25 protein-coding genes are annotated in these 26627 nt (G+C 47.1%); 13 read left to right on the top strand and 12 right to left on the bottom strand.

Annotation, left to right across the window (positions count from 1 at the left end):
• Nucleotides 1-43 precede the first annotated feature (43 nt).
• From ACOT1A_RS09155 to ACOT1A_RS09105, 11 genes are all read right to left on the bottom strand, one after another.
• Entirely contained in the window at nt 44-757 is a 714-nt protein-coding gene (locus ACOT1A_RS09155; protein ID WP_310864620.1) for a M48 family metallopeptidase, read from the bottom strand.
• The gene (locus ACOT1A_RS09150) at nt 757-3852 is read right to left on the bottom strand and encodes a type I restriction endonuclease subunit R (RefSeq protein WP_368958431.1); all 3096 of its coding nucleotides are present in this window, start codon (nt 3850-3852) and stop codon (nt 757-759) included. Before ACOT1A_RS09150 ends, ACOT1A_RS09155 begins: the two co-directional genes overlap by 1 nt.
• Complete coding sequence (locus tag ACOT1A_RS09145; protein WP_349392714.1) at nt 3849-5879, bottom strand: DUF262 domain-containing protein; 2031 nt, start codon at nt 5877-5879, stop codon at nt 3849-3851. The genes ACOT1A_RS09150 and ACOT1A_RS09145 overlap by 4 nt, the downstream gene beginning before the upstream one ends.
• Complete coding sequence (locus ACOT1A_RS09140; protein ID WP_349392715.1) at nt 5872-7305, bottom strand: DUF262 domain-containing protein; 1434 nt, start codon at nt 7303-7305, stop codon at nt 5872-5874. The genes ACOT1A_RS09145 and ACOT1A_RS09140 overlap by 8 nt, the downstream gene beginning before the upstream one ends.
• On the bottom strand, nt 7302-8630 hold the full coding sequence (locus ACOT1A_RS09135) for a restriction endonuclease subunit S (RefSeq protein ID WP_310864616.1): 1329 nt from the start codon (nt 8628-8630) through the stop codon (nt 7302-7304). Before ACOT1A_RS09135 ends, ACOT1A_RS09140 begins: the two co-directional genes overlap by 4 nt.
• On the bottom strand, nt 8627-11089 hold the full coding sequence (locus tag ACOT1A_RS09130) for a type I restriction-modification system subunit M (protein ID WP_310864615.1): 2463 nt from the start codon (nt 11087-11089) through the stop codon (nt 8627-8629). Before ACOT1A_RS09130 ends, ACOT1A_RS09135 begins: the two co-directional genes overlap by 4 nt.
• A 199-nt stretch (nt 11090-11288) precedes the next feature.
• Complete coding sequence (locus ACOT1A_RS09125; protein ID WP_349392717.1) at nt 11289-12227, bottom strand: glycosyltransferase; 939 nt, start codon at nt 12225-12227, stop codon at nt 11289-11291.
• A 510-nt stretch (nt 12228-12737) separates the two neighbouring features.
• Entirely contained in the window at nt 12738-13172 is a 435-nt protein-coding gene (locus ACOT1A_RS09120; RefSeq protein WP_368958432.1) for a putative zinc ribbon protein, read from the bottom strand.
• Nucleotides 13173-13223: 51 nt separating this feature from the next.
• A complete protein-coding gene (locus tag ACOT1A_RS09115) occupies nt 13224-13610 on the bottom strand; it encodes a putative zinc ribbon protein (protein WP_069324157.1) in 387 nt (128 codons plus the stop codon).
• Nucleotides 13611-13728: 118 nt separating this feature from the next.
• Nucleotides 13729-13935, bottom strand: a complete 207-nt coding sequence (locus ACOT1A_RS09110; RefSeq protein ID WP_048987443.1) for a helix-turn-helix transcriptional regulator — start codon at nt 13933-13935, stop codon at nt 13729-13731.
• Nucleotides 13936-14019: 84 nt separating this feature from the next.
• Nucleotides 14020-14607: an inovirus-type Gp2 protein gene (locus ACOT1A_RS09105; protein ID WP_232926651.1), complete on the bottom strand. Its 588-nt coding sequence runs from the start codon at nt 14605-14607 to the stop codon at nt 14020-14022.
• A gap of 643 nt (nt 14608-15250) precedes the next feature.
• On the opposite strand from ACOT1A_RS09105, the gene ACOT1A_RS09100 reads away from it, so the two are divergent.
• From ACOT1A_RS09100 to ACOT1A_RS09040, 13 genes are all read left to right on the top strand, one after another.
• Complete coding sequence (locus tag ACOT1A_RS09100; RefSeq protein WP_310864613.1) at nt 15251-16465, top strand: hypothetical protein; 1215 nt, start codon at nt 15251-15253, stop codon at nt 16463-16465.
• 110 nt (nt 16466-16575) lie between these two features.
• Complete coding sequence (locus tag ACOT1A_RS09095) at nt 16576-17295, top strand: HNH endonuclease signature motif containing protein (RefSeq protein WP_232926647.1); 720 nt, start codon at nt 16576-16578, stop codon at nt 17293-17295.
• Between the two features lie 264 nt (nt 17296-17559).
• On the top strand, nt 17560-18522 hold the full coding sequence (locus tag ACOT1A_RS09090; protein WP_232926645.1) for a PIN domain-containing protein: 963 nt from the start codon (nt 17560-17562) through the stop codon (nt 18520-18522).
• Nucleotides 18523-19218: 696 nt separating this feature from the next.
• Nucleotides 19219-20106 carry a GTPase family protein gene (locus ACOT1A_RS09085; RefSeq protein ID WP_310864612.1) on the top strand — a complete coding sequence of 296 codons (888 nt, stop codon included), beginning with the start codon at nt 19219-19221 and terminating at the stop codon, nt 20104-20106.
• Between the two features lie 198 nt (nt 20107-20304).
• Nucleotides 20305-20709 carry a hypothetical protein gene (locus ACOT1A_RS09080; RefSeq protein ID WP_232926641.1) on the top strand — a complete coding sequence of 135 codons (405 nt, stop codon included), beginning with the start codon at nt 20305-20307 and terminating at the stop codon, nt 20707-20709.
• 64 nt (nt 20710-20773) lie between these two features.
• A complete protein-coding gene (locus ACOT1A_RS09075; RefSeq protein WP_232926639.1) occupies nt 20774-21238 on the top strand; it encodes a hypothetical protein in 465 nt (154 codons plus the stop codon).
• Nucleotides 21239-21370: 132 nt separating this feature from the next.
• Complete coding sequence (locus ACOT1A_RS09070) at nt 21371-21604, top strand: DUF905 family protein (RefSeq protein ID WP_232926637.1); 234 nt, start codon at nt 21371-21373, stop codon at nt 21602-21604.
• A gap of 111 nt (nt 21605-21715) precedes the next feature.
• The gene (locus tag ACOT1A_RS09065) at nt 21716-22537 is read left to right on the top strand and encodes a DUF932 domain-containing protein (RefSeq protein ID WP_232926635.1); all 822 of its coding nucleotides are present in this window, start codon (nt 21716-21718) and stop codon (nt 22535-22537) included.
• Between the two features lie 30 nt (nt 22538-22567).
• On the top strand, nt 22568-23011 hold the full coding sequence (locus ACOT1A_RS09060) for an antirestriction protein (protein ID WP_232926633.1): 444 nt from the start codon (nt 22568-22570) through the stop codon (nt 23009-23011).
• Nucleotides 23012-23023: 12 nt separating this feature from the next.
• Nucleotides 23024-23566, top strand: coding sequence for a RadC family protein (radC, locus tag ACOT1A_RS09055; RefSeq protein ID WP_368958433.1), 543 nt, complete (start codon nt 23024-23026; stop codon nt 23564-23566).
• 10 nt (nt 23567-23576) lie between these two features.
• The gene (locus tag ACOT1A_RS09050) at nt 23577-23918 is read left to right on the top strand and encodes a type IV toxin-antitoxin system YeeU family antitoxin (protein ID WP_232926623.1); all 342 of its coding nucleotides are present in this window, start codon (nt 23577-23579) and stop codon (nt 23916-23918) included.
• A gap of 20 nt (nt 23919-23938) precedes the next feature.
• Nucleotides 23939-24280 carry a TA system toxin CbtA family protein gene (locus ACOT1A_RS09045; protein ID WP_310864610.1) on the top strand — a complete coding sequence of 114 codons (342 nt, stop codon included), beginning with the start codon at nt 23939-23941 and terminating at the stop codon, nt 24278-24280.
• 258 nt (nt 24281-24538) lie between these two features.
• Nucleotides 24539-25546, top strand: a complete 1008-nt coding sequence (locus ACOT1A_RS09040) for a restriction endonuclease (RefSeq protein ID WP_274416981.1) — start codon at nt 24539-24541, stop codon at nt 25544-25546.
• Between the two features lie 180 nt (nt 25547-25726).
• On the opposite strand, the gene ACOT1A_RS09035 is transcribed toward ACOT1A_RS09040, so the two are convergent.
• Nucleotides 25727-26596, bottom strand: a complete 870-nt coding sequence (locus ACOT1A_RS09035) for a phosphorothioated DNA-binding restriction endonuclease (RefSeq protein WP_105322979.1) — start codon at nt 26594-26596, stop codon at nt 25727-25729.
• Between the last annotated feature and the right edge of the window lie 31 nt (nt 26597-26627).

The raw sequence follows: 26627 nt of genomic DNA, 5'->3' as shown, positions 1-26627 counted from the left end.
TCGGTACTAGCTTTTTTAATATTATTAATTAAATATATTGGCTTTAATATGACCAATGATTATAAGCCAAGGGCATTTTATTCAACTTAGCTCTGTGTTCACGCCAGTTTGGCAAATGAATACTCATCAGGCCGATAAAACGCTCATTGTGCTTGCGTTCGTGTAGATGAACTAGCTCGTGAACCACAATGAATTCAAGGCATTCAGGAGGTTTTTTCACCAGTTCGAGATTGATCCAGATACGTGCGGTTTGGGGGTTACAGCTACCCCATTTAGTCTTCATTCGCTTGATGCCAACATAACTGGCTTCAACTTTAATTTCCTGCTGCCATTTTGCCATTAACTTAGGCAGTCTTTGTTTTAAAATACCGCGATACCACTGGTTGAGAACAGCTTCCCGCTGGGCCGTATCATAATGTGGAGGTACTTTCATACGTATCCAACCACCCTGAAGTTTCACTTCAACGGGCTTATCTACTAAAACTACATCCAGCCGATATCCTCTTCCCCAAAGGTAATGTGTTTCGCCACTACACATTTCTCGTTCACTCTGGCGCGGCTGAGCCTGAAATTGTGCTTGCTGCTGTCGGATCCATACTAGCCTTCTGACAACAGCCATCCTGATAGCTGTGTCTGACAGAGAGATGGGAGCTGATACTCTTACTCGGCCATCCGGAGGAAGTACGCTGATATGCAAGTTTTTGATTGGCTTACGCTGCAAATCAAGAGTGAGTTCACCAAAGGTAACCAACGGCATCAGCGGTACTCCTTCTGTGCCTTCACCAGAGCCATAACATCCGCGACCGTCACTGAATAACCTTTAATTTCTTCCGCGATAGCAAAGCTGATCTCGCGCTCTTTAAAACGATCCCCATACCAGTCGGCCTTTTTAGTGTGACGTACTGCAGTATCTATCTTTATAACTAACACTTCATCCTGCCCGAGGTTGTCATACAACGCTTTCTTGGCAAGGGTATCAATGCTTGCTGGATAAGTACTTTTACTTCCGGATTGCGGATGTTTAACCTGCTTCGCTAGTTCACGTACACGCTCTAGATAATCTTGATAGGAGATAGCCTGTTGACGACGAAGTGCGATCAGTTCATCAAGCAACACCGACATTTTTTCGTAGTATTTCGGGTTGACTGGGTTTTCATCAACAATGGTTCTGCGAACGTTATTTTCAATCGCTTCAGCCATCGCCTCTTGGTTGCCACGCATGTCGGCTGGAAGCCCATCCAGTGCTTCTTCTCCGCGTTCAATAATCAACTCAAGCAGTCCTAGTTCTTCAAAATCCATAAGGGTTTCACTTGGATCGGCATCCACCCAAAGATCCAGCATCTGCCGCATACCTGGCTCGAACTGCTTCATGTCCACGAAATCGCCACTGGCTATTTTTATTTCGTCGCGGACTTTTGTATAAAACTCAACATCGATGCGGATTTGATTTGCCTGCTGCTCGCTATAACCAGCATCTGTTAGCTCACCTGCCAGATTGGTAAAAGCACGGATAAGCTTCGCCACGGATTGATACAATGTCAGACGTAAAGCTTCTTTCTCAGATATCTGCTCTATTGACGCCCCTGATTCTCCACAGAAATAATGCTGATAATCAAGTTGATTACGTGGCATTTTAACTGGCTCGCAAAGGGTGCGAACGGCATCCAGAGCACCATCCAGATCGATTTTTGCCTGTTGCAATCGATCCTTCAGTAAACCGGCTACATCTTCTTTGTCGTAGCCGTCGAAGGCTTCTGCAGTGTAGTCCTGAACTGTTTTTTCCAATGAGCGGAAAAGGTCTTTATAGTCGACAATATAGCCGTATTCTTTATCTTCACCATCCAACCGGTTAACGCGACATATCGCCTGGAAGAGGTTGTGATCGGCCATTTTCTTGTCGATATAGAGGTATGTGGCAGACGGAGCATCAAAGCCAGTCAATAACTTATCAACGACTATCAGAAGGCGCATCTGACCCGGTTCTTTGATGAATCGTTGTTTGACCTCTTTTTCGAAATCACTCACACGTTTGGCTGCTTCAGCCTCAGGTTGTTCAAAATACTCCGCAAGCATTTTGCGATAGATGTTGTACTTGGCCAGTTTCTCAGTCAGTCCTTCGCCGCTCTCCTCGCCTTTAATCTCACTGGCATTTGGCTGGTAGCTCGTCACAATCGCACATTTACCGGCAAAACCAGCTTCACTAAACATCTCATAGCATTTGCAGGCCTGATAAACGCTGGAACAAACCAGCATGGCGTTACCACGGCCGTCGGCGAGTCGTGGTTTTTGTTCGAAATCGAGAAGGATGTCCGCGACAATCTGTTCTAGTCGCGAGCGGCTCGACAATAGCTTCTGCATTGATGCCCATTTCTGCTTGAGTTGCTGCTGGCCAAGGCGAGAAAGTTTAGATGTCTTAGCATCAAACCACTGGTCGACTTTTTTCTGAGATTTGACCCGCTGATCGATGTCACGAGCTTCGTAGCGCAAGTCCAGTACAACCCCATCATTGACTGCTTCATCAAATTTATAAGTGTGGATATAAGGACCGAAGACCTCCACTGACTTTTTCTTATCCTTCTTCATCAGTGGGGTACCGGTGAAACCGATAAATTGTGCATCTGGCAAAATACTTGTCATTGCCGAATGCAATTTGCCGGATTGGGTTCGGTGGCACTCATCCACAAACACGAATAATTTTCCCTTCGGACTAAAATCGGCAGGGATGTTACGTTGTATCTGTTCAATGAAATCGTCAGTGTCTGCATCTTTGTCTTCCCCCTCTTGGCGACCAAATTTATGCACGAGCGAGCATATAAGCCAGGGTTTGGTTTGATTCAGGCGAGTCACCAGATCTGCGCCGCTTCTGGTGCGAAGGATCTCTTCTTCCACACCGTTAAACACTTTCTCGATCTGTTCATCAAGTTCTGTACGGTCGGTAATGATCAAAACTCGGCTGTCAGTAATATTTTCTCTGATCCATTTTGCCAGCCAAACCATAGTCAGACTTTTACCGCTGCCCTGGGTATGCCAGATAATCCCGCCTTCATTGCGTTGAATAAACGGTTTCGTTGCAGTGACTCCAAAATATTGGTTATGACGGCAGGTTTTTTTCACTCCAGCATCGAAAACGATAAAGTCGTGGATTAATTCCAGCAGGCGCTGTTTATTGCATATCTGAGCCAGGTGACGATCAAGCATGTTGGTGTGAGATGATTCAGCGGCTTCTTTCCATTGAAGGTAATATTTCTCCGGCGTTTCGATTACACCATAGCGAAGCCCTTCTAAATCATTACCAGCCATCACCAATTGGATGGTAGTGAAGAAGTTGCGGATGAAGGCTTTTTGCTGATTATCGAGGTTTTGGCGGATGCCCTCTGAGACTGACACTGTAGAACGTTTAAGCTCAATGACACCAAGCGCAATACCGTTAACATATAGTACCAAATCCGGGCGTTTTTTATTTTCGCCGTTGTAGGTCACTTCTTCAGCTATAGCAAAATCATTGGCTTCTGGATTTTTCCAGTCGACCAACCACACTGTTTGATTTTGCTCACCTGCACCTTCTTTATCCTTTACGCCGTAGCGTAGCAGGCGATACACCTCTTTGTTTGCATCATAGAGGATACGACCTTCACCGAGGCTTGCGGCTCGATCCAGCTGCCGTAATGCTCGGGCGATTAGGACTTCTGAAACACCGCGTTTTGTTAGCCAGGCCGAAACTAAGCCTGGCTCGATGTTGCGGTTGTCTTCTCTTTTGTGCCAGTTACCAAGAAAGTGATAACCGAGATGATCGGTGAATAACTGGATAACACGTTTTTGTGTTATGCGTTCACGTTGACCAACACTGTTCATAACATCTCCCTAAATTCGCTATCACTACCACCTGCACTGGTTAACACTGCCAGCATTTCCGCTTCGTGAGTGGCGATTTCTTCTTCCCCCCACTGATTGTTCTTCTTCATCAGCTCGATCATGGCGAGCAGTTTCAGACTATCAATTTCATTCCGTTCAAGACTCGCTTCGAAGTGCTCTTGCTTTTGTTTTGGCTGGAAATTACTCAGTCGCGAATTCTTGCTGTGGCTAATCAGGCTGAGATTACCGAAGGTATGCAACGATGTATCTGGTAATGTCCTATAGCCATCCATGGGGTGCTGGGGATAGAAATGCTCTACTGAACTCCGGAAGGTAAATTCAAAACGTTTGACTACTTCAGCTTTATTTCTGTCACGACACCAGAGTAAGTAGTCCAGGTAATTGAATACCAGGTTGTTTGCTATCATCCCAAAGCGCATCTTCTTCTTAATCTTGTCCGACAGTACCGCAGGTTGGAGATGTAGCTCTTTACCGTAGATAATCTCAAAATATGATTTTGGTTCTTGTTCTGCCAGGAAGTTTTGAAAGACAAACGCGGAGGCGAGATGCTCCAGATACCCGAGGTACTTCCTTGCATCTATCTGGTTTTCAGCGGAATGGGCATTAAACAGATAGTACAAAGCTCCATTCAACCAGTGTTTATAAACCAGAGTAGGGGTTGAAACGTGGAATGCGGAAAGCAGCATCAAAATCTGTCGGTTGATGCTGGTATTGTTACCCTCATCTTCATTAAACGTATTGGTATAACTGGTACTCTTCTCCGAATACCAACGCAGGCGCTTCAAACTCCAGCCATCGCTACCTTTGGCGTACTCTCGTTTTATCACGAACTGATCAAAAAGATATTTGCATTTGAGAAGTGCAAAGACAAAATCCTGTACTGCTTTAACCGGGTCATTCTGCTTTAACAGCCGACGTTCGAACTGTTCGATTAATTGTTTATCGTCAAGCGGAATATCTACTCTGTTCTTGCCTATGTTGCTGCAGACACGCAAAACATGGAGCAGGAAGTTGGAGAAATTGATAACACTATTAAAACGCTCTGAGCTACCTTCATCTTCTTCACCTCTATCACTACTGAAGGTTGAAGATGACTTGATAATGTTAGCCAGTGTGCGGTTTGTTTGGTTTTCTCTTGTGCCAAGCTCTGAAGCCGATGGGATAAGCATGTCAGCCAGGGAATTAAAATCAGTGGGCACAAATTGCCCCCAATGTTCCTGCCCAAATAATTGATGACGTTCGGCTGGTGTAAAACCGTACTGGACATAACGTTCCATGTTGGAGCAAGCATCCCAAACTCGTGAGAGGGTGTTCAGGCTGCTCTGCCGAGCTTGCTGGTCCGTTATCTCGTTGAGCACAGCCATCAGTTGCGCTTTCACCACTTCATGTTTTTCAAGTTGCTCGCCACGGTTATTCATCACCTCAAAAAAATGATTGAGGTCAGTATCGGCAGGCACTTCTATTCGGGCAATTTGTACATGGTCGAAAAGGTAGGTACAGAAATGATTTAATGACTCACCAATCAGCTTCAAGTCGCGTAGTACCTTGCCAATAAGTTCATAGCCGTTGATCAGCCCGTCATTAAATTCTTTGCTCCGCAGTTTATGCGGTTCCACGCCTTGCCAGAGTCGAGCAAAGGTTTCGCCAGACTTAGGTCTGCTCTCAAACCCTAAGTTAATCCCTTGGTACCAGCTCATATCTAACGTGGACTCGGCATGTTTTTTTAACCAGTTAGCAAGAAGGGATAGAGTAGTGAAACGCTGCTGTCCGTCGATTATCTCTGACTGCCCATCAGGACGAGTGAACACGACCAACGTACCGATGTAGTAAGTTTGAGGGAGAGGGCTATGCAGGCTTTTTTGCTGATAGTCGAGTATGTCTTGCACAAGTTGAGTGATCTCACCTTCTCCCCAGGCATAGTTACGCTGGTACATGGGGATAAGATAACGAGATGCATCGCCCAGCAATGATCTGACCGTAAAGGATGTTACCTGTGCATTACTCATAGTAGTTCATCTCCTTGAACAACCTCACCAGCTCGTCTTGCTCATGGTTACCGGTACGGCGGTTATTATTATTTTCTGAAGCCCGAATTGTGAGTAATGGTATAGATAGCACATCACCAGGTACTCTGGCTTCTTTGATTACCCGGAACAGATTATTTTCCAGCACGTACTTATCCATAGTCGCTAGCTGTACCACCTGCTGTCGGATTCGGCATCTGTAAGCCCAGATAAAGCTTTTTTCAATCGCTGCAGATAAGGACTGCCCACCAAATTTGTCGATATAAAAGATCAGAGCACAATCAAACATAGTGCGTATATATTGATCCCCTGTTCGATAGCGATTCCTATAGCTATTTAACGTTCTTAGTATCCGGGTTGCCATTTCACCAAGGACTGTGCCCTGCATCATTAACGACTTTTGAGTGTGAGTGCTGATATGCTCACTGGTGATAATTGCCGATACCTGTTGCTGGTAGTGTTCCGCCATTTCGAAAAAGCGTCTTCCATTGATAATCATCTGATCAAGATGGAAAGGGAAACGCATTTTCTGGCCATCAATCTTGCGCTGATACTGATTGTTATAGTCATCCACAAAATGGTGAGCCATGCGCAAAGATTCCACATAAGGGAACTGACCAATCTGGTCAAGATTAATCCCTTTGAATAAGCCGACCTCATCCTTACCAAAGAAACGAGCTGAATTCCCCTGTGACCACTGACGTACTCTGTAGAGATAGGATGCGAAAAGATTAGATAAATCATCACTAGCTAATCCTTCCCAGTGAGCAACGGATGCAGCTTTCAGTTCAACCTCATGGGGGGCGAATTCACGTAGATGGAAGGCCTTAAGTAGATCGTGGGGATCCAAATCTCGACCACGGGCATTTTGTGAGTCGAAAAACTGAAAGGCTTCAGACAAGTCAGCCAGCACAAAGACCACCACCTGGCAGCGGTTGAGGAGAAAATCAATATGTTGCTCGCTGAATTCTCGATGACTAACCCTACGTTTTAGCTCCTGATAATTCTGGTATAGATTGTATTCCGATACCTGACTGGCAAAGCGTTGCCGTCCCATAAAACCTTCAACGGAGGGCTTTAGCTGGGTTAACGCTTCCTGCAAATCCTGACGTTCCAACTCAGCAAGTCGGGTTTCGATAATGGCCCATACTGCCAGCATTAATGTTAAAGTTCGTTGCTGACCATCGACGATATCCAGTCTATGTTCTTCATTGCTCTCAGGCTGATGAAACACTACTGAGCCCAGCCGATAAGCCGATTTATCGAGATGACTGTTAATATCGGCAAACAGCTCGCTTATATTTTTGACCGTCCATTTATAAGGACGCTGATAGGCCGGAATGGTTACGTCAGGCAGGCTCAATAGACCCTTGACCGACAGAACTGTCTTATCAAGGGTATGTTTCATGGTTGATGATCCACTGGTAAACGAATACGACCGGTCAGCAGTTGTTGCATCATTCCTTGCTTTATATCGCGGATCTTAGACAGTTTCTGTTTCAGCCTCCCGATTTCAGCATCCATATCTGAGAGAATGCCAGCGATGGAGATTTGTTCTTCACTGGATATTTTTACGACTAATATCTCTTTTAGGACGTTCATGCCAACTGAGGATCTAGTGGAACCACTCATCACCTGGCCAAACTGCTCTGTTACAGACTCTGATTTCAAATAATAAAATAAAAAATCATTCGTACAGGCGAAACCATCAATTACACCTAATGTTGGTGAAATGGCATAAGGCTCTTTACCTATAAGCAAACGGATGACTTTACCAATCGAAGCAACTCTACCAAGACCGATCGGCCGGTTATGTAAGCTATATCTTTCTGAATGTTCTTGAAGAATACTTTGATTAACTCTTCTTACTTCAGAATTGATTAGTTCACCTGATTCATTCAAATCACCAATGCCTACGAAAGGAACACCATAAGACTCCTCTGGTGGAGCTCTGTGGCTAGGATGTGGATCTATAACTTTTGCCACCTGTGCTAGACGAGCGACTTCCCAATCCTCAGGAATTAGTCCTAACTCACTGGACTTATAGTTCTTAAGGGTACCATTTGGATATTGAGCAAATTGAGGCAGGCGGGTGCGGCCAGTCAGTAAATGCTGCATGGTTGCGGATTTGATGGCCTGCTTTTTAGTGATTAATTTCTCAAGTGCGGTAATCAGCGCATTGGTATCGGAGAGCACATTAGCGATGATTATTTGTTCTTTTTGAGGAGGGAGAAGAATCTCTAAATGTTTTATAATTCCACTACTTAGGTTTTCTTGCCCCCCAGAGTTACTCAACTCTCGAATGTGTTCATATTTTGAAATCAAGAGATGTAAAACATATTCCCTAGAGCACGATTCGCTTAATTCGATCGCGGCACATGCTTGGTTTATCGTTGCATCAATCCCTAGAAGCGCAACCTTACCGCGAGTTTTTCCTTGACCATACATCGCCATTAAAATGGTACCAGCTTTACACCACTTAGCAGACGATCCTTCTAATCCCTTTTGTGTGATGAGTTCATTGGCTTCAAATATCTCACCACCATCTATTAGAGTTGTAGTAACCCATGGAATATCACCATCCCAGTATTCGGGATTTTTTCGGTTAGGAGTTCCCCCTGAAAAAATGGTGGCAAGCTCTCCAAGTAATCTTAACTCCCAACCCTCCGGAACCGATATTTGTAGTCTAGATGTTCCGTTCACTTCCATTTTTTCACACAGCTCCAGAATCATGCCCATTCCAGCCCCATTGCTTTAAGGTGAGCCGCAACTTTGGTTTCTAACTCAGCAACACTTTGAGTGAGATCAGGCAGAGTAGCGCTATATCGTTCTTCCAGTTCTTTCACTCGATTAGCCAGTCGCTGTGTAACACGCTCAATCTCCGCTTCCAGAGCACTGGCTAGTCTAGCCTTCCATTTATGCTGTACCAGCAGAATTTTAATGTCGTTATCAGTGATCTTTGGATAATGAGCAAAAACCGCAAGATCCAGTTTTTCCTGTGCTTCCTTATGCGCTTTTTTGGCTTTGGTTTCAGCATCAAACAACGTCTGAGCAGTTTTCAGTACTGCTTTTTCTTCTTTATCCGTGGCGACCTTAAGTCGTGCTTTAATGCTGGCAGCGGTCACTTTTTCTTTGTCGTTCATTGCATCAGCAAGTAACCCATCTTCGCCGCTGTTCTCTCCAAGGAAGTTTTCCAGCGCTTGAACAGCTTCGTCATAAGCGACTTGTAGTTGATCGAGCTCTTGCTGCTCGGTAGCAAAATAGCGAGCCACTACAAGGGCTGGTGGTAATAGTTCAGCCTTATACTTTTTCTTACCAATCACCAGATCTGGTGTTTCTTTGAGTTTTTCGCCTTTTTCCACAATTAGCTCACGCAATACCTTTCCTGCCTGCCAGCCATCCTGGCTCAGCACATAAACGTCGTCTTGCATGACGTCCATCCAATAGTCCATTAGTAATTGATAGATGGTGTAATTCTCTAGTAGCGGGGCACCGGTTGTGGACTCAGAAGCATAGGCAGCGAGGAGTCGCTCGCCAATCTCTTCTATTAACTGTTTTGGAGAATCACCACGAGCAATTTCCTCAAGCTGGCAACCCACAAACCACTTCTCAAATGGTATCAGTGCCCCTGCTCTGAAAGCAGTAAATTCCGGGTGTGCCAGAATAGAGCTCTTCACTTTACCCGCTTCGACTCGAGCATTGTTGTAGCCAGGCCGGGATGGTTCGAACAGATACTGTCGTAAAGTTGGGAAAATTTTCCAGTAAGCACTGAGAGCATCAATATCGCGATCGGGGATGCCTCCAACCAAATGACCAGAAAGGTCGTGTAGATCTTCAGGATCACTGCTGTCGATATAGCGAGGGATATTGAGGTTGAAGTCGTTGGCTGCAATTTCTGACAGCGGTACCATGCGACTGAAGCGAGAGAGTTCCTGTTCACGATTAAATGCATCGACTATTTTATGGATGTCTTGGGCGCGTAGGCGATTTTTATTGCCGTCTTTAATAAAGCCCTTACTGGCATCGATCATGAAGATGCCTTGCTGACTCTCGCCATTAGCATTGAACGCTCTGAGTCGAGCATCTTCTTTATCGATGACGATAATGCATGCCGGGATACCCGTGCCGTAGAACAAGTTAGCGGGCAGGCCAATGATGCCTTTGATGTAACCCTGCTTGAGCAGATTTTCACGAATACGTGCTTCGGCATTGCCCCGGAACAATACGCCGTGAGGCAGGATCACTGCGCCTTTACCTGTGCTCTTGAGACTCTTGATGATGTGCAGCAGGAAAGCGTAGTCGCCGTTCTTTTCAGGTGGAGTCCCCCAGACAAAACGGTCAAAAGTATCATTCGCAGCATCTAGCCCGCTGGTCCAGTTTTTGTTGGAGAAAGGGGGGTTAGCTACAGCAAAGTCGAAGGTTTTCAGATTATCGTTGCCATCTTTCCAGTGTGGATCGGCCAGGGTGTTACCTTTCCAGATTTTAGCGGTGGCGTTGTCATGCAGGATCATGTTCATACGTGCCAGTGCGCTGGTCGCATAATCCATCTCTTGGCCATAAATGGTCAGTCCTTTCGGACCGGCTTCGTCACTGGCTTTCAATAATAGTGACCCTGAACCACAGGTAGGGTCATAAACGGTAGCATCCTGTGGTGTCTGCTTACTGATGCCAATCACTTTCGCCAGAATGCGTGACACCTCTGCCGGGGTGTAAAACTGCCCCTTTGATTTACCTGACTCTGTAGCAAAGTGACGCATTAAATATTCGTAGGCATCACCCAGCAGATCGTCTCCATCAACGCGGTTGGCTGATAGATCCAACCCCTCGAATATTGCCACCAGCTTGGAAAGGCGGTCGATCATCTCCTTGCCTTTACCCAGCTTGTCTTCATCATTGAAGTCGGCAATGTCAATAACACCTTTCAGGTCATTAGCCTCAGCCAGTAATCTGATGGTTTTGTTAATTTTTTCGCCAATTTCTTTGTTGCCTTTGAGAGCAACCATATCGTCGAAACTTGCACCTTCCGGCACTTCAATCATCGCGTAAGGGTTGCCCTTAGCTTTGTCAGAGACGTACTTCATAAACAGTAGGGTCAACACATAGTCTTTGTACTGTGAAGCATCCATTCCGCCACGCAACTCGTCGCAGCTCGCCCAAAGGGAGGAGTAAAGTTCGTTCTTCTTGATAGCCATATGGTGTCCGGTGAAAACAATACTGAGAACGCGACAGGGTGGGTAACAAGCACCAGTGCTGAAATGCTGCCTGTCGCGTGAGAAATTGGGTAAGAGTTTACCAAGTTGGAAGCGTTGAGACCATGCCGGTGGTTTGATAGGTAAAGTAACAACCCTGAAGCAGGGAATTACGAGTGGAAGCTTATGCTTGATAGTAATTTTAGAACAGCTTGCTTACCAATTTGATAAAGAAAAAAACATCGCTAAAACTGTTGATGCCTCGGAATAAACTGCCGAGTGTGATCTTTGCCTCAAAGCTATACTTCACACTCGATTTATCCCGGACGCGATTGCGATACAACCCCAAAAAATGACGCGCTTCCACCAGTGCGTGCCGGTACAAAAACACCTTTATTTTTTTGTTTTGGTCAAGGCTCGCCAGTCGGATGACTTCCGCAATCACCTCGATATAGCTCAACGCACGAACATCGTAGTAATCCGGCCGGTGCGTGATAGAGGTCTTATTGCTGATATAGATATAGTCCTTAACATCCAATACGCAGAACCGACCGTTGCTCGCCGCAAGATGAACTGTCCACAGAATGTCTTTATGGCTCCTGCCGGACTGGAAGCGCAGTGAGTGTTGTCTGATATAAGATGCTCTGATCATCTGCAGCCAAAGATAATGCGGCCATTCACGGCGCGTAACGCACTGTCTAATCCACTCATGACCTGACAGGGTCGCCCCATATTGCTGCTTTCGGTGGACTGCTCTTCGATGGTGGTCAGCACCAGAATGCCAGCCATTAAAGATCATGACGTCGGCTTGTGACGCAGTAGCTGCTTGCCATCGTTTTTCAATGAACCCATCTGCTATATCGTCGTCCGCATCAAGAAATATAACCCATTCTCCTTGGTGCAAGGCTAGAGCAGCATTTCGGGCGGCGTAGACCCCCTGATTGGCCTGCTCAATAAGAGCGAGCCGCTCATCTTTGATTTGGCGTATAACGTTCGCGGTACCATCGGTAGAACCGTCATCCACAACGATAAGCTCAATAGCCACGCGGGTTTCACTGAGGATTTTATTGACCAGACAACCAATAGTCGTTGCGGCGTTGTAAGCAGGGATGATGACGCTGACATCGATTTTATTCTTCATATCGAGTTACGACTTCTCTTCGTTGCTATCTTTGAGGTGTCTGATTGGGATAATCCGCCTTTCCCTGATTTCTTGGGCGATATCAAATAAGCACTCGTCGCAGAATTCTTTATCGAGTGAGAGCCACCGCTCAAGGACGCTTCTTTTTTTGTTGCAACGTGCACATTTCTTCATCTTTCCGCGCCTTTGTGACCTCATGATTTGGGTTACCAGGAAAATGGATGCAGCAAGCCTCGGCTAGATAACTAACCGTAATAAAAGGCTTTTCTGCGTGCAATGTAAGACAAGGATAACCAGGCAGGGGGCATGAAAGATAATCGTTTTGATAGATCAGTTTTCAGATATTGATCGTTGGTGCCGATCGATAAAAGGTGTAGTTATGCGACACTGTGCGTTTACAGTACTGTAAAGCTGAGTTCTGCCAGCCGTGGATAATGCGCCATCGCCTGTTGTAGAAATGCCGGTATGTCAGGCTTTCTCTCTGCATAACCTACGGCGAGAACACCCCCCTTATGTCGCAAATTTAACTGGTATCGTCAGGGTATCCAGGTCTTTCATTTCCGTGCTGTAGATATGCTGCCCGCACGCCGGGCAGCAGCGGATACCATAATATTCACGCTGGCAGAGTATGCAGAAGTAATCTCTGTCTGAAGGTGCTGTTATTGACACATCATCACGTTCCATCAGTGCATTCACGGCCTGGTCAAAAGCGGATACCGGTTTATCCCGGGCAATGATCCGGTACGCACAATGCCTTAACCAGCGTTCGTCAGCGTCTTCCAGGTCATGTTCGAAATAACCGCCGCTGTCATGCGTCCAGTGCAGACGCAGGGGATTGTTGCAGGAACGGCAGAACCAGAGCCCCCTTGAACGCGGAGTCAGGTCCCGGATGTAAGTGACTTCGCCCTCGTGGTCAAGGGCGGTACGAATGGTTCTAAATTGCATGGTGTAAATCCTGTCATGGGATCCCGATAGCAAGTGGCAGATAACGCAGGCTCATTCTGCGTAACGTTCGGTACTGTGGTCACCGGTACGGCAGGTCAGACAATAGCGCTCACCGTGATAATCGCAGTCGCAGCCAGAACAGTGCCATTCGGCCTTGCGCACAAGCGGTAAGACATCCGGCACATAGCGACGCAGCATGCGTATCCGCCGCGCTTCTTTCGGCTCCGGGTTCACATACGGGCAGTGGTGACGTCCGTTCTCGGTCAGGTCTTCCCATGTGTGTTCAAACCACGGACGGTTATTACCCCATTCCGGGTGGAATATCAGAGCGCTGCCGCAAAGGTGGCAGGAGTAGCGGTTGTAAGGGTTAAGCTGTGCAGTGACCGCGCCCGTGAGGCGTTGATTACCATCAGTGGCGATAAAAGATTTTGCGTACATAGTATTGGTCCTTTGCCGGATGACGCTCAGGGCTAAGCCGTCCCGGGAAGGGCAGCAGTGCAGGCCATACGACTGGTGGAGTTTAAATCAGGTGGGGAATGTTATTGCGTTCGATAGATTACGGACGGGATTTTGCAATGCGTTGCTGTAGCCAGGCCTCCACTTCGCTTTCAAGCCAGCGGGAGCTTCTACCTAGCTTAATGGGCTTTGGGAACGCCCCGTCTTTAATCAGTTTGTAGAACCATTTATCGGTTAAGCCAGTGAGTTGCGTAATAAATGCCATATCGACGAACTTGTCGTTAAGAAGGCTGGCAGGTGTGGTCATCGTTTTTCTCCTTAAGTGAATGGGAGAAGGAGCCAGGTAAGGTGAACGCAGACTCCTTCAAACGATGTGGCATCGGCGTAATTTTTAACTGGCTTTCCGCCGCCTGCCTGCTGCTCGTGGGGCAGGGATGGCACTCAACTGGCAGATAACCCCCAAGCTTTTCTGTGCCTGCTTGCTGAGGTAGCTCAGGATATACTGCATACCTCTGCGGCCCCTGGCGTCGTCATAAGAGGTCACCCATTCTCCTCTCACGCGATAATGCTCTTTAGGCTCACAACGGTGTGTGTGTCCTTCTCCCCACGTCACATACTTCCAGGTGTCCCTGAGTGCTTCAAAGACAGTCCAGACCTGGCGATGCTTCTGACCGTCGAGATAAAACACGGCGTGGATGTGATAACCGTGCTGTTCGGTTTGTTCCAGTACCCATGCGTAACCTACCAGCCCGTTGATATCCCCACTGCGTTGAATCAGTAACGTGATATCCGCTACTGTTGAATGAATATCTCCCTGCCCATGAGAATCACTGTCCTGGAGGTACGAGAAGTCCACCCGTAGCATCAGTAGCTTGGAATAGCGTTCGAATAACTGGTCCTGATGTCGTCGTAGTTTTCGGTTCAGGGCTGTGTGCTGAACGTAGCTGAGATTGATATCGGTCGTGTCGTGGTAGCTCATGTCTTGTTCTCCATGTGAGTGTAATCGTCATGGGAATGGACATTGGAATCAGTTTTGAAATGGGTGCAGGAGAGCGGTAAATATCGCGGTACCCTGCAGATTGCCGTGCTCGGGCATCGCTCCTGGGTGTGGAGGGTTACGAAAGTGCTTCTCTATAAAATATCATTTTATTCCTTAATTAAATGATTTCGGCCTCGAGATTCATGTATTTCGAGGCAGGAGCATTTGCTCATCTCATGGCGTTAACCTTGTGGATACCTTCGCCCATCTTGACCAGATGATTTTTAAAAATCTTACCATTTATAGGCCCTCCCCCAGGACCTAACTCAGCAGCATAAAAGAGTCGTTTCTAAGCCACTTTCCGCTATATTGCTGTAACAAATAGGCCAGAAAGAGACGGCGCTGGCTGTATACAAAGCATTTAGGGCAATAAACCCAGTGGAAACGGCATCTGCAAGTGAAGTAAATAATTAAAAAACGACGATATACATCATAAAAAACGGCGATTTATTGTATTAAAATGGAACGGTTTCATACTAAAAAACAACCATGATAAACGTCAAAACTCGTACAGTTGAAGTGTGAATTTTGTGTTGGGTCGAGTGACAATTTCAATGTTGCAGCGAGTTGGGAGGAGCGAGGGATGGCAGGCCTAAAGGATGATTTTAGAGTGTTTGACTTACGCCGGGAAGACTTGGCCTACGAGAGATCCAATCAAAAATGGGGGGATATCAGCCATCAATATTTCTTCGTTGGATTCGAGCGTATGGAGGGTGATGGACAGTCCAGTAAGAACGAAAAGCGCCTGTCTCGTTTCAGAATGTTTGATCTACTGGACAAGCTATACCTAAATCAGGCTACCAGTGATGGACGAGAGTTCAGAAGGCCAAAAGTGAAGCTTCGAGATTCTCGGCCAATAGAAAGTGAGTTGATAGAAAAAAAATGGAAAGACAAACTGGAGAAAGCAATATCTGAAAAGGAAAAGGCATTGTCTTACCTGAGTGAGAGCTTCATTAGGATATTAAAAAAGCACAGGCAGGTCGAAATGTTGACTCTCAGTTTCCATTTACCTTTCGATGAGCGTGATGGTCAGCTGTCACAGAATATTTCTCGTGAAAAGGATGACTCTCGTTTCAGACTGCAACTGACTGAACTCGAACGACGCTTTTCCTTGTTGAGGAAAAGAATAATTGCCGATCCGCTTTATAAAGCCGCCTGTGGTTATTCGCGTGTAATACTGATAAATGCGAGATTCGAGCCATTCTATCTGGTGAATTTCTTGTTCAAAAAGCATCCAGACAGTCGGATCGACGGCTTAGTCTCATCAAATATTTACAAGAAGTGGCTGCAATCAGGTAACAAAGAAAATAAATCAGGCGAGCTGGTTGAGTACTATTGCCTGAAGGATGCATCCCGGCCATATGTTCCAGATGAAAGTGGGCTACTGATCCGCAGGCCAGACCGAGTAACTGATGTTGGTCAATTTTCAGACCCGATCACGTTGGTTTCATCAGAAGAATCAAGATTCGAAAACAACCGCAAAGGTTATCTGGCTTTCTTTCGCCTTCAGGCTCAAATTTACAATGTTATTCCTGGAGCTCGCACCCTGACTTGTTCTGACGATTTCACTTACATCAACGCAGCCGAGAAGAAACGTAGAAAAGCCAAAAAAGCAGACTTGAAGAAGAAATCCAAAACAGCATTACCTATCGATGAACCTTCAGCTATGCCCGGAGATGATCTCCATGATAAAGAGGACTCTCCCGAGTTGCCTCACATGTTCGACGAATTTAATGATGTCCTGCCTTCAAACTTAGAAGAACATATGTACGGGATTTTAAAAGAGGAGAAGCCGTAGCGATCCTTTTTGTGGTGGATGATCGACGTCAAAAAATAAACTAGTGGCTATGGTTTCGCAGGAAAATGCGGTACATAGTTGCAAAATCAACCAACTATGGGTATCTCATTATGGCGACGGATACAAACACGATGGATAAATTGCCCCGTGATATTAAGGACAAAGTTCTAGTTCGCCCTGTGGGTGGATCAGAAGCCTATGAGGAATTTAATAGCGTCCACCACTTTATGCAGACAAAAGGAACGGGGACCAATGCAGACGCCCGCCAGTTAAGGCTCGCAGTGAAGCGAAAGGGTATTGCAATATGGCCCGATGATGACCCTCGAGTTACAACTCAACATGCAAGAGATGGCATTCGTTGGGAGGTTCGTCTGAAGGTGCTACGGGCTGAACATTTGTCTTCTCTCAGTGACGTTCTGGATGAGACCGTATCAGCCAAACGTTTTGGGAATCGCTACTATGGCTCAGCATCCCGGCCAGATCAGATGAAGTTTAGCAATACTGTTCGTCAAAACTGTCTGAATAGATGTGTTGTTACCGGCGTACGCACTAAATGTAGGGGAGAAGCAGCCCACCTCATTGAGCACTGCAAGGCTGGTTTTGACCACTGGAGTAATGGTTTGTGGCTTCGTGCTGACATCCACCGACTTTTTGACTCGGGTATGTGTGCGGTTGACCCTGAGACGTTGCGTATTCATTTTTCTCCTGGGGTCCTTAAGGAAGATAAAGATCTGAGCGAACTTGAAGGGAAACAGTTATTGGCAACTAAGAAGCCGGTCAACACAGACTATCTGGAACCAAGATGGGAAGTGTTTTGTCGGAAATTGTAGTTGCTGGTGGATAGTGTTTTTGGCACTTTTCAGAATATGACAATGTATTAGACGACAATCATTCCAGTCATGCTACTGGATAGTTCAACGTCTGCTGTGAGCGAAGAGTTAGCTATGTTAACAGCATTATGTATGAATCCATAGGGAGTGGATCACCTATAGGCAGAGGTAGTGAGCATTTTATGAAAACTATCTGATATCTGATGCGTGGTGAAGAATTGTCTGGTAGTGTATTTTTTATCATGTTTATGGAAAGGAAATCTGATGAACGTCTTCATTGATACCAATCTATTCCTAGACTTTTACCGTATGGGTAAGGACAAGTTAGACGAGCTGGACAAGGTTTTTGCATTACACAAGTACGGACGCCTTAAACTTTGGCTTCCAGCACTTTTAAAGAATGAGTTCTGGCGCAATCGCTCTAAAGTTGTAGCTGACAACATCAGAGATATTGAGAAGGACTACAAACCCGGTCTTCCTCACATCTTCAGGCAGCATGATGATATTAAAGAGTTTAACAAGGCTGTCGCTGAATCAAACAAAATTAAGAACAAAATCTTTAGTGATATTCAGGAACACTTCAGGACTGAAACTTTAGCTGCGGATATTGTCATTAAAAGGATTTTTGAAGTAGCTACGATAATTGAGGCAGATGAAGAAACGCTCAAGAAAGGTATGCTGCGCTATGATCTCGGCAATCCACCGGGTAAGAACAAATCTTACGGCGACGCGGTTAACTGGGAATGCTTGCTGAGAGAGATTCCAGAAGGTGAGGATCTTTACCTGATCACCGAAGACTCTGACTATAAAAGTCCCTTCATTGAAGGTGATATGAATGAGTACATGAAGCATGAATGGAAGACAAAGAAAAAGTCTGAGCCGCGCATGTATGCTCGTTTGTCTGAGTTCATCAAAGACCACTTCCCACAAGCAACAAATCTTGCCGGCCTTGAAGTAGAACTCACAATCAAGGATCTCGAAGAATCTCCTAATTTCTATACAACTCATAGAGTAATTGAGAAACTTTCTAAATACAAAGACTTAAACCAGAACCAGATCCTTAAATTAATGAAAATCTACTTTGATAATGCTCAAGTAGGATATATAAGACATGATCAGGATGTTCTTGATTTTGGCAAGAAAATTCTTGAAGAATATGTGGCAGGTAAGAACGAAGACAATGATAAATTTGCTGAATCCTTTAACCAGTTCATAAAAGATAATTAAAACAGGTTAAGCCATACTGAGAGGACTCTTTGGAGTCCTTCTATATTTTTGTTTCAAAAATAATGCCATTGAGTAAATGACCTGCTCCCTGTGGATTAGTAATAAATAAAAAAGCCTCAAAAAGAGGCTTTTTTATCGGTTTATCAGAGGTCACAGGGTTGAGCGAAGTGGACACCTGTCCCACCCAGTAGCAGGAAGATCAATCCGGCACCATATACTTTGAATTTGACTTTCACTTTAGCGACATATTTTTGCATTGTTACGGTCTCCTTTATGAGTAGTAGTGGATTTGGATGGTTTTTTCTTCTTACCAGGGGGATTTGAACCCCCAAGACGGCTAACTTTAGTAGTGCTATTAATGCTCACATTTATGCTTACATTAATTGAAACACTGATGCCAGTTGACCCCTCCCGCTCACTCCTCTGACCTCTTGGTGTTTACAATTACCAAAATTTATGTTGTTTTGCAAATTACATTTTCAAGGAGTTAGAAAATGATGGCGTCCGCAACGTCTGCTTCTGGCACGAAGGAGACCCGTATAACTAATTCATTGCCTTCATCCAGTGGACGCTTAAACTGAACGCAAGATATGAGGTCTAAAATTTTGTCAGTTATATATCATTTTACTGAATTCCTTCCTGTTTACTTAAATCAGGCCATCCATTCCGGATGGCTTTTTTTATTCAGAGGCCAGCATGAAACATCTCTCGGGCTATGCCCTTATTCGGCGTCACCTGCGTCGTTACCCACGTTCACTACGCCACTCTCTATTAAGCGAGCTCAACCGGTTGGTCACCTATGAACCTGTGATTGGCATTATGGGGAAAACTGGCGTCGGCAAATCCTCGCTGTGCAACGCACTATTCCGCAGCGAAGTCTGCGCTGTGAATGCGGTCGAAGCCTGTACCCGCCAGCCACAGCGCGTACGGCTACGTTTCGGTAATCACTTTCTGACGCTCGTTGATTTACCCGGCGTGGGTGAAAGTGTTACCCGTGACGGTGAATACTGTGAGCTATACCGCGAACTCATGCCACAGCTCGATATGGTGCTGTGGGTGCTCAAGGCCGATGACCGGGCTTATGCGGTAGAAGAGCATTTTTATGAGGATGTTTTTGCGCGGTACTGCGGAACGCTGCCGCCGGTGTTGTGGGTACTCAACCAGGTGGACAAAACCGAACCAGCAGAACGGTGGAACTGGTCGTCCGCTCAGCCCTCGGCGTTACAGGCGGAACGTATTGCGCAGAAGCAGCAGATTGTGGCGCGTCAGTTAGGGATTGCTGAGCAGGATATTCTACCGGTCTCGGTACGGGGGCGTTATCGCCTGTCACGTCTGGTGGAGGCTATGATTACCCGCCTCCCAAAGCAGGCCCGCAGCCCGCTGGTTTCCCACCTGCAGAACGGATACCGCACCACCAGCGTCATCAGCACCGCAAGCAGCAGCTTTGGTGATGCCGTGGTGGACGTTATCGATAAGATTATTGACCTGGCTCCGTTGCCGCAGGTGGCTCGCAGTGCGCTGCAGGCTGTAACACACACTGTCGCCCGCGCGGCACGCTCCCTGTGGGGATTTTTCTTCAGTTAGATAAACATCGTCGTCGTTGCCGATAAGTATTTTTGTTTTATCACGATCGATTTTGTCGATCTACCCGATCGATATTAATCGTTGTACATGATTAATCCCGCAACCACATAATCCACAGAGCATCATGTTATTACATAATTTTAATCATCAAAATCAATGCGATGCATCGCAGGGGTTGTCACGCATTAAGGAACCCGCATGAATAAATATTATACTACTGTTGCAGCCATGACGCTGATGGCAGCCCTGTCCTCAATCTCCGGAGCGGCTGAAAATGACATCATTAAGGTCGATATTCAGAAGAATATTCAGGGTATCAATGTCACCGTTACGGCTAAAACTGACACTGTTCTGATTAAAAATATTGACGTCAACCGGGGTAAATGCCCGCTTCTGACGAAAGGAACCGTCACGTACCAGGGAAAAAGGCTTGAGGGCTGGGTAGCACAGGGCGCGACCTTCACGCCCGCAACGATGCATTTTTCTGACGGCCTGACTTGGCATTTCGGCCATACCTACCTTCAGCCACCGGCGGGCGTAGTCTGCAGCTTCCTTGAAGCCAGGGTATTCACCGACCAGGGCATTTTCACGGTTACCGAATAATCCAGCTACCGGATCAAACCTTAACTCTTCCGTGCTTTTTATTGTTTATTAAAGGGAAATTATCATGTCATTCAGACCCATTGTGCCGCTTACCCTCGCACTTTGTTTTTCTGCTCAGGCGCTGGCTTTCGGTAACCACGAGACCTGGACAAGCGGCTTCGCGCAGGGGACGGCGGAATACACCATCCTCGGCAAGGGGCAGTCACAACTGTATCTCGCTTGCGACAGTTCTGGTTCACAGGCGGCGACTATCATCTTCACTGACGTGAACGGCCATCAGGTCAGCATGGACAGCGGCCAGACCCTGATCATGAAAATCGATAACGCTGAAGAAGCCGATATCAGCGAAAGTGACTCTCACGTAGGGGAAAACAATCTGATGTGGGCGTGGAACAAGCTCCGTATCGGTAAGCGTGTGGTCGTCTCTGGCTCCGGTGCAAAACAGGCGGTGTTTACGCTTGCGGGTGCAGCCGGGGTGATCCCCCCCTTCGGCGACAACGGCTGCGTGGCGAAGTTTGATATCCCGTGATGCCTTTTGTATCCACCGCGATAACAACACCTCCGCCACAATACCTTTCTGGTTTTTTCGTCAGCACCAGACTAGCGCTCCGCTCAAAAAGTGGAGCGCTTATTTTTGTGCCGGATATATAAGGAATTCACCGTGCAAAACATTGATGACAAGCCATTACCACCCGGTACTTTCATCCGCCGACAGGCTGAAGCCTTAGTGGCGCTTTACCGCAATATCGCAATTGAAGACGATCAGAGTACGCATTTTCGGCTGGTCATTCGCGACAGCGGTAGTCAGTTGATCTGGCGAGCCTGGAATTTTGAAGCAAATGCCGGGGAATGGCTTAACCGCTATCTGCTCAGCCACGCTATCCCCCGGGACTGACTCATCACGTTTCACAGCGAATAGTTGCCACATCACCAACAGGCCATGTTCCCTTCGGGGCACATGGCTTTTTTTGTTTATGCCGTTTCATTAACTGCAGAGGTACTAACAATGAGACTAGCCAGCCGCTTTGGCCGTATAAACCAGATACGCCGTGATCGGCCTCTGACCCATGAAGAACTGATGAGTCATGTCCCCAGCGTGTTCGGGAGTGACAAACATGAATCGCGTTCAGACCGTTACACCTACATTCCGACCATCACCATCCTCGAAAGCCTGCAGCGCGAGGGTTTTCAGCCGTTCTTTGCCTGCCAGACAAAGGTTCGGGACCAGAGCAAGCGGGAGCACACCAAACACATGCTTCGCCTGCGTCGCGCCGGACAGCTAAACGGTCATCAGGTACCGGAAATCATTTTACTCAACAGCCATGACGGCTCATCAAGCTACCAGATGCTGCCGGGGCTGTTTCGTGGCGTCTGTACTAACGGTCTGGTCTGCGGTCAGTCATTCGGAGAGGTGCGGGTGCCACATAAAGGTAATGTCGTTGAGAAGGTAATTGAAGGGGCTTATGAAGTGCTCGGGGTATTTGACCGGGTGGATGAAAAGCGTGATGCCATGGCGTCACTTTTACTTCCGCCACCAGCACAGCACGCTCTGGCGAATGCCGCGCTGAAATATCGCTTTGGTGAGGACCACCAGCCGGTCACGGTATCGCAGTTGCTGACCTCACGTCGCCGGGAGGACTACAGCGATGACCTGTGGACCGTATACCAGCGCGTGCAGGAGAACCTGATGAAAGGTGGATTGTCAGGGCGAACCGCTCAGGGGAAAAGCAGCCGCACCCGTGCTGTTACCGGTATTGATGGCGATGTGAAGCTCAATCGCGCCCTGTGGGTAATGGCAGAAAACATGCTCGATTTTTTCGGGCGTTAAGCAACAGTTCCGGCATAAGGAGATAGTTTAATGAATACACAAAATCATCAGTTCGCGGAGCATACCACAATTACAGCCTCAGTGGTCCCGGACGAGTTACGCATCGGCTTCTGGCCGCAGCACTTTGGCTCCATCCCACAATGGATAACCCTTGAACCTCGCATTTTCGCCTGGATGGATCGGCTGTGTGCCGATTACCACGGTGGTATCTGGCGCTTTTCGACACTCAGCAACGGCGGCGCTTTTATGGCTCCCGAGTCAGATCACGATGAGAAGTGGGCATTGTTCAACAGCATGAACGGCAATGGCGCAGAGCTTACCAGTGAAGCTGCAGGGATGGTCGCCTGTCTGATGGCTTACAACCACCACGCCTGTCGCACCGAGTGTGATGCGATGACTGAGCACTATTATCGCTTACGCGACTACGCGCTGAACCATCCAGAGTGCAGCGCCATTATGCATCTCATCGACTGAGGGGTACCGAACATGAATACCGTATTTTCCCCGCTGTCATCTCAGCCTGAACTCTTTCCACTGGCGATTATGGCCCAGCATGGTTGTTTGCTCCCCGCGACCTCCGGATTAACCCCCTATGCCCAACGCACCATTCGTCGTGCCATCAACCTGCTGGATAAATATCTGCGCCAGCCCGGTATATCCTTTACCTCTAGTATTGCTGCCCGTGACTGGCTTCGGTTACATCTGGCAGGACACGAACGGGAAGTGTTTATGGTGCTCTATCTCGATAACCAGCACCGTTTACTGGGGAGTGAAACGCTGTTTGCCGGTTCGATTAACCATGTCCAGGTCCATCCTCGAGAGGTAGTGAAGTCAGCGCTTCGCTTCAATGCTGCAGCTGTCGTGCTGGCGCATAACCATCCATCCGGTGATCCGGAGCCCAGCCAATGCGATTGCAACATTACGGGCAGGCTTAAAGAAGCCCTGGCACTGGTTGATGTGAACATACTCGATCATTTGGTTGTCGGTTCATATTGCATTGTGTCGTTTGCAGAGCGAGGCTGGATATGAGGGTACTTCAATGAAATCTACTGACTCAGAGAACGATTCATTTCTCCAGTGGGGGCTGAATCGTAATGTGACGCCTTGCTTTGGCGCTCGTCTGGTACAGGAGGGAAACCGGCTGCACTATCTGGTTGACCGGGCCAGCATTACCGGTGAATTCAGTAACGCAGAATCTTTGAAGTTGGATGAAGTATTCCCACATTTTATCAGCCAGATGGAGTCGATGTTGACTACTGGTGAAATGAATCCTTGCCATGACCACTGTGTCACCCTGTACCACAATGGTTTCACCTGCGAAGCCGATACCCTTGGCAGTTACGGCTACGTATACATCGCCGTTTACCCCACTCATCGTTAACTACCTTCACAAGAGCAAATATGAAAACTCTACCTGCAACAACTCCGCAGGCGGCGACGCTATGTCTGTCGCCCGTGGCAGTGTGGCAAATGCTGCTTGCACGCCTGCTTGAACAACATTATGGCCTGACACTCAACGGCACACCATTCAGTGATGAAACGGTAATTCAGGAACATATCGATGCCGGTATATCTTTGGCCGATGCCGTTAATTTTCTGGTGGAAAAGTACGAACTGGTTCGTATTGATCGTAGGGGATTCAACTGGCAAGAACAATCCCCATATCTGCGGGCAGTCGATATTCTGCGGGCGCGGCAGGCAACTGGTTTATTGAAAAGAAATCGCATTAGCGCGGCACAGTGAACATTGGGAATAGCCTTCCTGATTCACACTGCAGCTTTCCTTACTTATTTACTCATTCCAAAAAGCACCTGCCGATGCTGGTTGGTGCTTTTACTTATATGGACGAAATATCATGCAAATAGAAGCTGTAATTTTAACTGGGCACATCACCACACGTACAATCCGGGAATGCTGGGCCGTCGTTGTTGATGGTTTTGACGCATGCGGCGAACAAGCTTATGATCCAGCTTAATTTCTTTTCCTCATGAAGGGACGGCTATGGGCAACAGAATGTGGATGATCCGTGGTGACGGCGGCAAGCTCTATGACGATTTTCGCGATAAGCAAATTGTAGGCATCGGTTGGTCCCAGCTTGCTCCATTAGTCAAACCCGGCCTGTCCCGAGCCCAGTTACTCGCCTTATACCAGGAGGCAGATCCATTAACAAAGCTGGGAACTGCGCGTTCTGGTGCATCGCAGGTCTGGCGTTTTGTGAACGAAATCCAAAAGGGTGATTGGGTTATTACCTATTCGCCAGCCAACCGTACTTATCTGCTAGGTAAAGTTACATCTGATTTCCAGTACCACCCTGAATGGGTGGAAGAGGGGATGGGAATCGCTCGACAGGTAAAATGGAATACTGAAGAAATCGATCGCGATCGATTGTCTGTTGCTACCAAAAACACATTGGGCTCTACGCTGACGGTTTTCCAGCTTCCAGAATATGCGCTAGAAGAGCTTTTACAGGATAAGAAACCCACTATAGATGTGATTACTCAGAATCCAGTTGCGATGGATGAAGATGAGGTTGTTTCTGATCCGCTTCGCGATATGGAAATGCTGGCGTTTGAGGGTATCAAAGATCGTATCAACTCTCTTGACTGGGATGAGATGCAAAATCTTGTTGCCGGAGTTTTACGCAGTATGGGCTATAAAACGCAGGTCTCACCTGCGGGAGCTGATCGGGGTAAAGACATCATTGCTTCACCTGATGGGTTCGGTTTTGAAAATCCGCGTATCATCGTTGAAGTAAAGCACCGCAGGGAGCAGATGGGAAGCCAACAGATACGCAGCTTTATCGGCGGTCGCCATAAAGACGATCGCGGGCTTTATGTCAGTACAGGGGGTTTTACGAAAGATGCTCGATATGAAGCCGACCGTTCGACGATACCACTGACGCTCTGGACGCTTGATGATCTCGTCCGTGCTCTTATTGAGAACTACGAGCAAGTCGATATCGAAACCAAACTTTTGGTTCCTCTGAAGAAAACTTTCCTACCTGCCTGAATCTTGCTTTGATAGCCATATCGGTGTTCTACTGGTATAGCTTTATACCCACTCACAATGTCTATTTTTTATATGGATTTCAACTTGTGGGTACAAGTGCGGGTATAGCTATTTATTCCTGCTTATAAACAACATTGATATCAGTCTATTAGGTGTGAAATTCGAGTCCGGCCTTCGCACTCATTCTTTAAACACCTCCTTCCTATGCCACTCCACAAACCCCTCCCTTGGATAATTCCCTTTTACCATCGGCAGCGCAATTTGCTTCCCAGCAAAATCCCAGAACAACCGCCCAACGATCCTATTCCCATTCACCGCCTCGGACACCAGCACCCGCATACTGTCATCTAGCCCAATCGATCCCTTATCAAATGCCTTATGATGAATCGCACACAACGCCAGTCCGTTCGGGATCTCACAAGGTCCGCCAAACTGCTTCCACTTGATATGTGCGGCTTCAAGTCCAACAGAGGCGTTATCATGCCGCATGTTAAATCCGCAGATGGCACATTCATAATTATATGCACGCAGCACCTGCTGACGGAACAGCGGATCGCGAACCTTACGGATCTGTTGAATATCAAAACCCATCTCATCCGCGATCTCCTCCTGAATGCTTTCAGGAAAGTGCGCTTCAAGGATCTGCTGCGCCAGCGAGCCGATCAGGTTTTTGTTCTTACTCAGCAATGCAAAGTGTTCTTCATCAAACCCACCTGCGACATTATGTTCCACAAGTTCTTTGACGGGCGGTTGCTTACTGCTGGTGGTCGAACAGAACTCAGTGTTCTGAAGATCCCAAAATCCGTCCCTCTTGAGCCGCCAGAAGGGCATATTCGGGTAATGCGCCTGCCGCTGTGGGCCAAAGCGTTCTAACAGGCTAAGCAGTTGCTCGTGGACCTCGGTTCCGTAATCAAACAGTCTCACATGCCCCTGCTGATAGTTCGCCAGCACGTACAGAAGCAATAAGGGCTTATGCGGCGCACGCTGTTCGCCTTTGCGCCAGATGGTGATGTCGGCAATTGCCTGTTCGAGAGTTTTGCTGGAAGCCATCGCGTTACGGAAGAAGGTAAATAATTGCGAT

The organism is Enterobacter cloacae complex sp. SYL003, from assembly GCF_049236925.1.
In the GTDB taxonomy this organism is placed as follows: Bacteria; Pseudomonadota; Gammaproteobacteria; order Enterobacterales; family Enterobacteriaceae; genus Enterobacter; species Enterobacter intestinihominis.
Note: the sequence above shows the minus strand (reverse complement) of the source record. Positions and strands in the feature narration are given on the sequence as shown.

What these genes read in the sequence shown, in the direction of transcription:
- ACOT1A_RS09130 (WP_310864615.1), bottom strand. Translation starts at nt 11,089, where the DNA reads ATGGCTATCAAGAAGAACGAACTTTACTCCTCCCTTTGGGCGAGCTGC.
- ACOT1A_RS09090 (WP_232926645.1), top strand. Translation starts at nt 17,560, where the DNA reads ATGAACGTCTTCATTGATACCAATCTATTCCTAGACTTTTACCGTATG.
- ACOT1A_RS09075 (WP_232926639.1), top strand. Translation starts at nt 20,774, where the DNA reads ATGTCATTCAGACCCATTGTGCCGCTTACCCTCGCACTTTGTTTTTCT.
- ACOT1A_RS09040 (WP_274416981.1), top strand. Translation starts at nt 24,539, where the DNA reads ATGGGCAACAGAATGTGGATGATCCGTGGTGACGGCGGCAAGCTCTAT.
- ACOT1A_RS09095 (WP_232926647.1), top strand. Translation starts at nt 16,576, where the DNA reads ATGGCGACGGATACAAACACGATGGATAAATTGCCCCGTGATATTAAG.
- ACOT1A_RS09105 (WP_232926651.1), bottom strand. Translation starts at nt 14,607, where the DNA reads ATGAGCTACCACGACACGACCGATATCAATCTCAGCTACGTTCAGCAC.
- ACOT1A_RS09140 (WP_349392715.1), bottom strand. Translation starts at nt 7,305, where the DNA reads ATGAAACATACCCTTGATAAGACAGTTCTGTCGGTCAAGGGTCTATTG.
- ACOT1A_RS09135 (WP_310864616.1), bottom strand. Translation starts at nt 8,630, where the DNA reads ATGATTCTGGAGCTGTGTGAAAAAATGGAAGTGAACGGAACATCTAGA.
- ACOT1A_RS09050 (WP_232926623.1), top strand. Translation starts at nt 23,577, where the DNA reads ATGAAATCTACTGACTCAGAGAACGATTCATTTCTCCAGTGGGGGCTG.
- ACOT1A_RS09065 (WP_232926635.1), top strand. Translation starts at nt 21,716, where the DNA reads ATGAGACTAGCCAGCCGCTTTGGCCGTATAAACCAGATACGCCGTGAT.
- ACOT1A_RS09155 (WP_310864620.1), bottom strand. Translation starts at nt 757, where the DNA reads ATGCCGTTGGTTACCTTTGGTGAACTCACTCTTGATTTGCAGCGTAAG.
- ACOT1A_RS09150 (WP_368958431.1), bottom strand. Translation starts at nt 3,852, where the DNA reads ATGAACAGTGTTGGTCAACGTGAACGCATAACACAAAAACGTGTTATC.
- ACOT1A_RS09100 (WP_310864613.1), top strand. Translation starts at nt 15,251, where the DNA reads ATGGCAGGCCTAAAGGATGATTTTAGAGTGTTTGACTTACGCCGGGAA.
- ACOT1A_RS09120 (WP_368958432.1), bottom strand. Translation starts at nt 13,172, where the DNA reads ATGCAATTTAGAACCATTCGTACCGCCCTTGACCACGAGGGCGAAGTC.
- ACOT1A_RS09145 (WP_349392714.1), bottom strand. Translation starts at nt 5,879, where the DNA reads ATGAGTAATGCACAGGTAACATCCTTTACGGTCAGATCATTGCTGGGC.
- ACOT1A_RS09115 (WP_069324157.1), bottom strand. Translation starts at nt 13,610, where the DNA reads ATGTACGCAAAATCTTTTATCGCCACTGATGGTAATCAACGCCTCACG.
- ACOT1A_RS09060 (WP_232926633.1), top strand. Translation starts at nt 22,568, where the DNA reads ATGAATACACAAAATCATCAGTTCGCGGAGCATACCACAATTACAGCC.
- radC (WP_368958433.1), top strand. Translation starts at nt 23,024, where the DNA reads ATGAATACCGTATTTTCCCCGCTGTCATCTCAGCCTGAACTCTTTCCA.
- ACOT1A_RS09085 (WP_310864612.1), top strand. Translation starts at nt 19,219, where the DNA reads ATGAAACATCTCTCGGGCTATGCCCTTATTCGGCGTCACCTGCGTCGT.
- ACOT1A_RS09080 (WP_232926641.1), top strand. Translation starts at nt 20,305, where the DNA reads ATGAATAAATATTATACTACTGTTGCAGCCATGACGCTGATGGCAGCC.
- ACOT1A_RS09045 (WP_310864610.1), top strand. Translation starts at nt 23,939, where the DNA reads ATGAAAACTCTACCTGCAACAACTCCGCAGGCGGCGACGCTATGTCTG.
- ACOT1A_RS09035 (WP_105322979.1), bottom strand. Translation starts at nt 26,596, where the DNA reads ATGGCTTCCAGCAAAACTCTCGAACAGGCAATTGCCGACATCACCATC.
- ACOT1A_RS09110 (WP_048987443.1), bottom strand. Translation starts at nt 13,935, where the DNA reads ATGACCACACCTGCCAGCCTTCTTAACGACAAGTTCGTCGATATGGCA.
- ACOT1A_RS09125 (WP_349392717.1), bottom strand. Translation starts at nt 12,227, where the DNA reads ATGAAGAATAAAATCGATGTCAGCGTCATCATCCCTGCTTACAACGCC.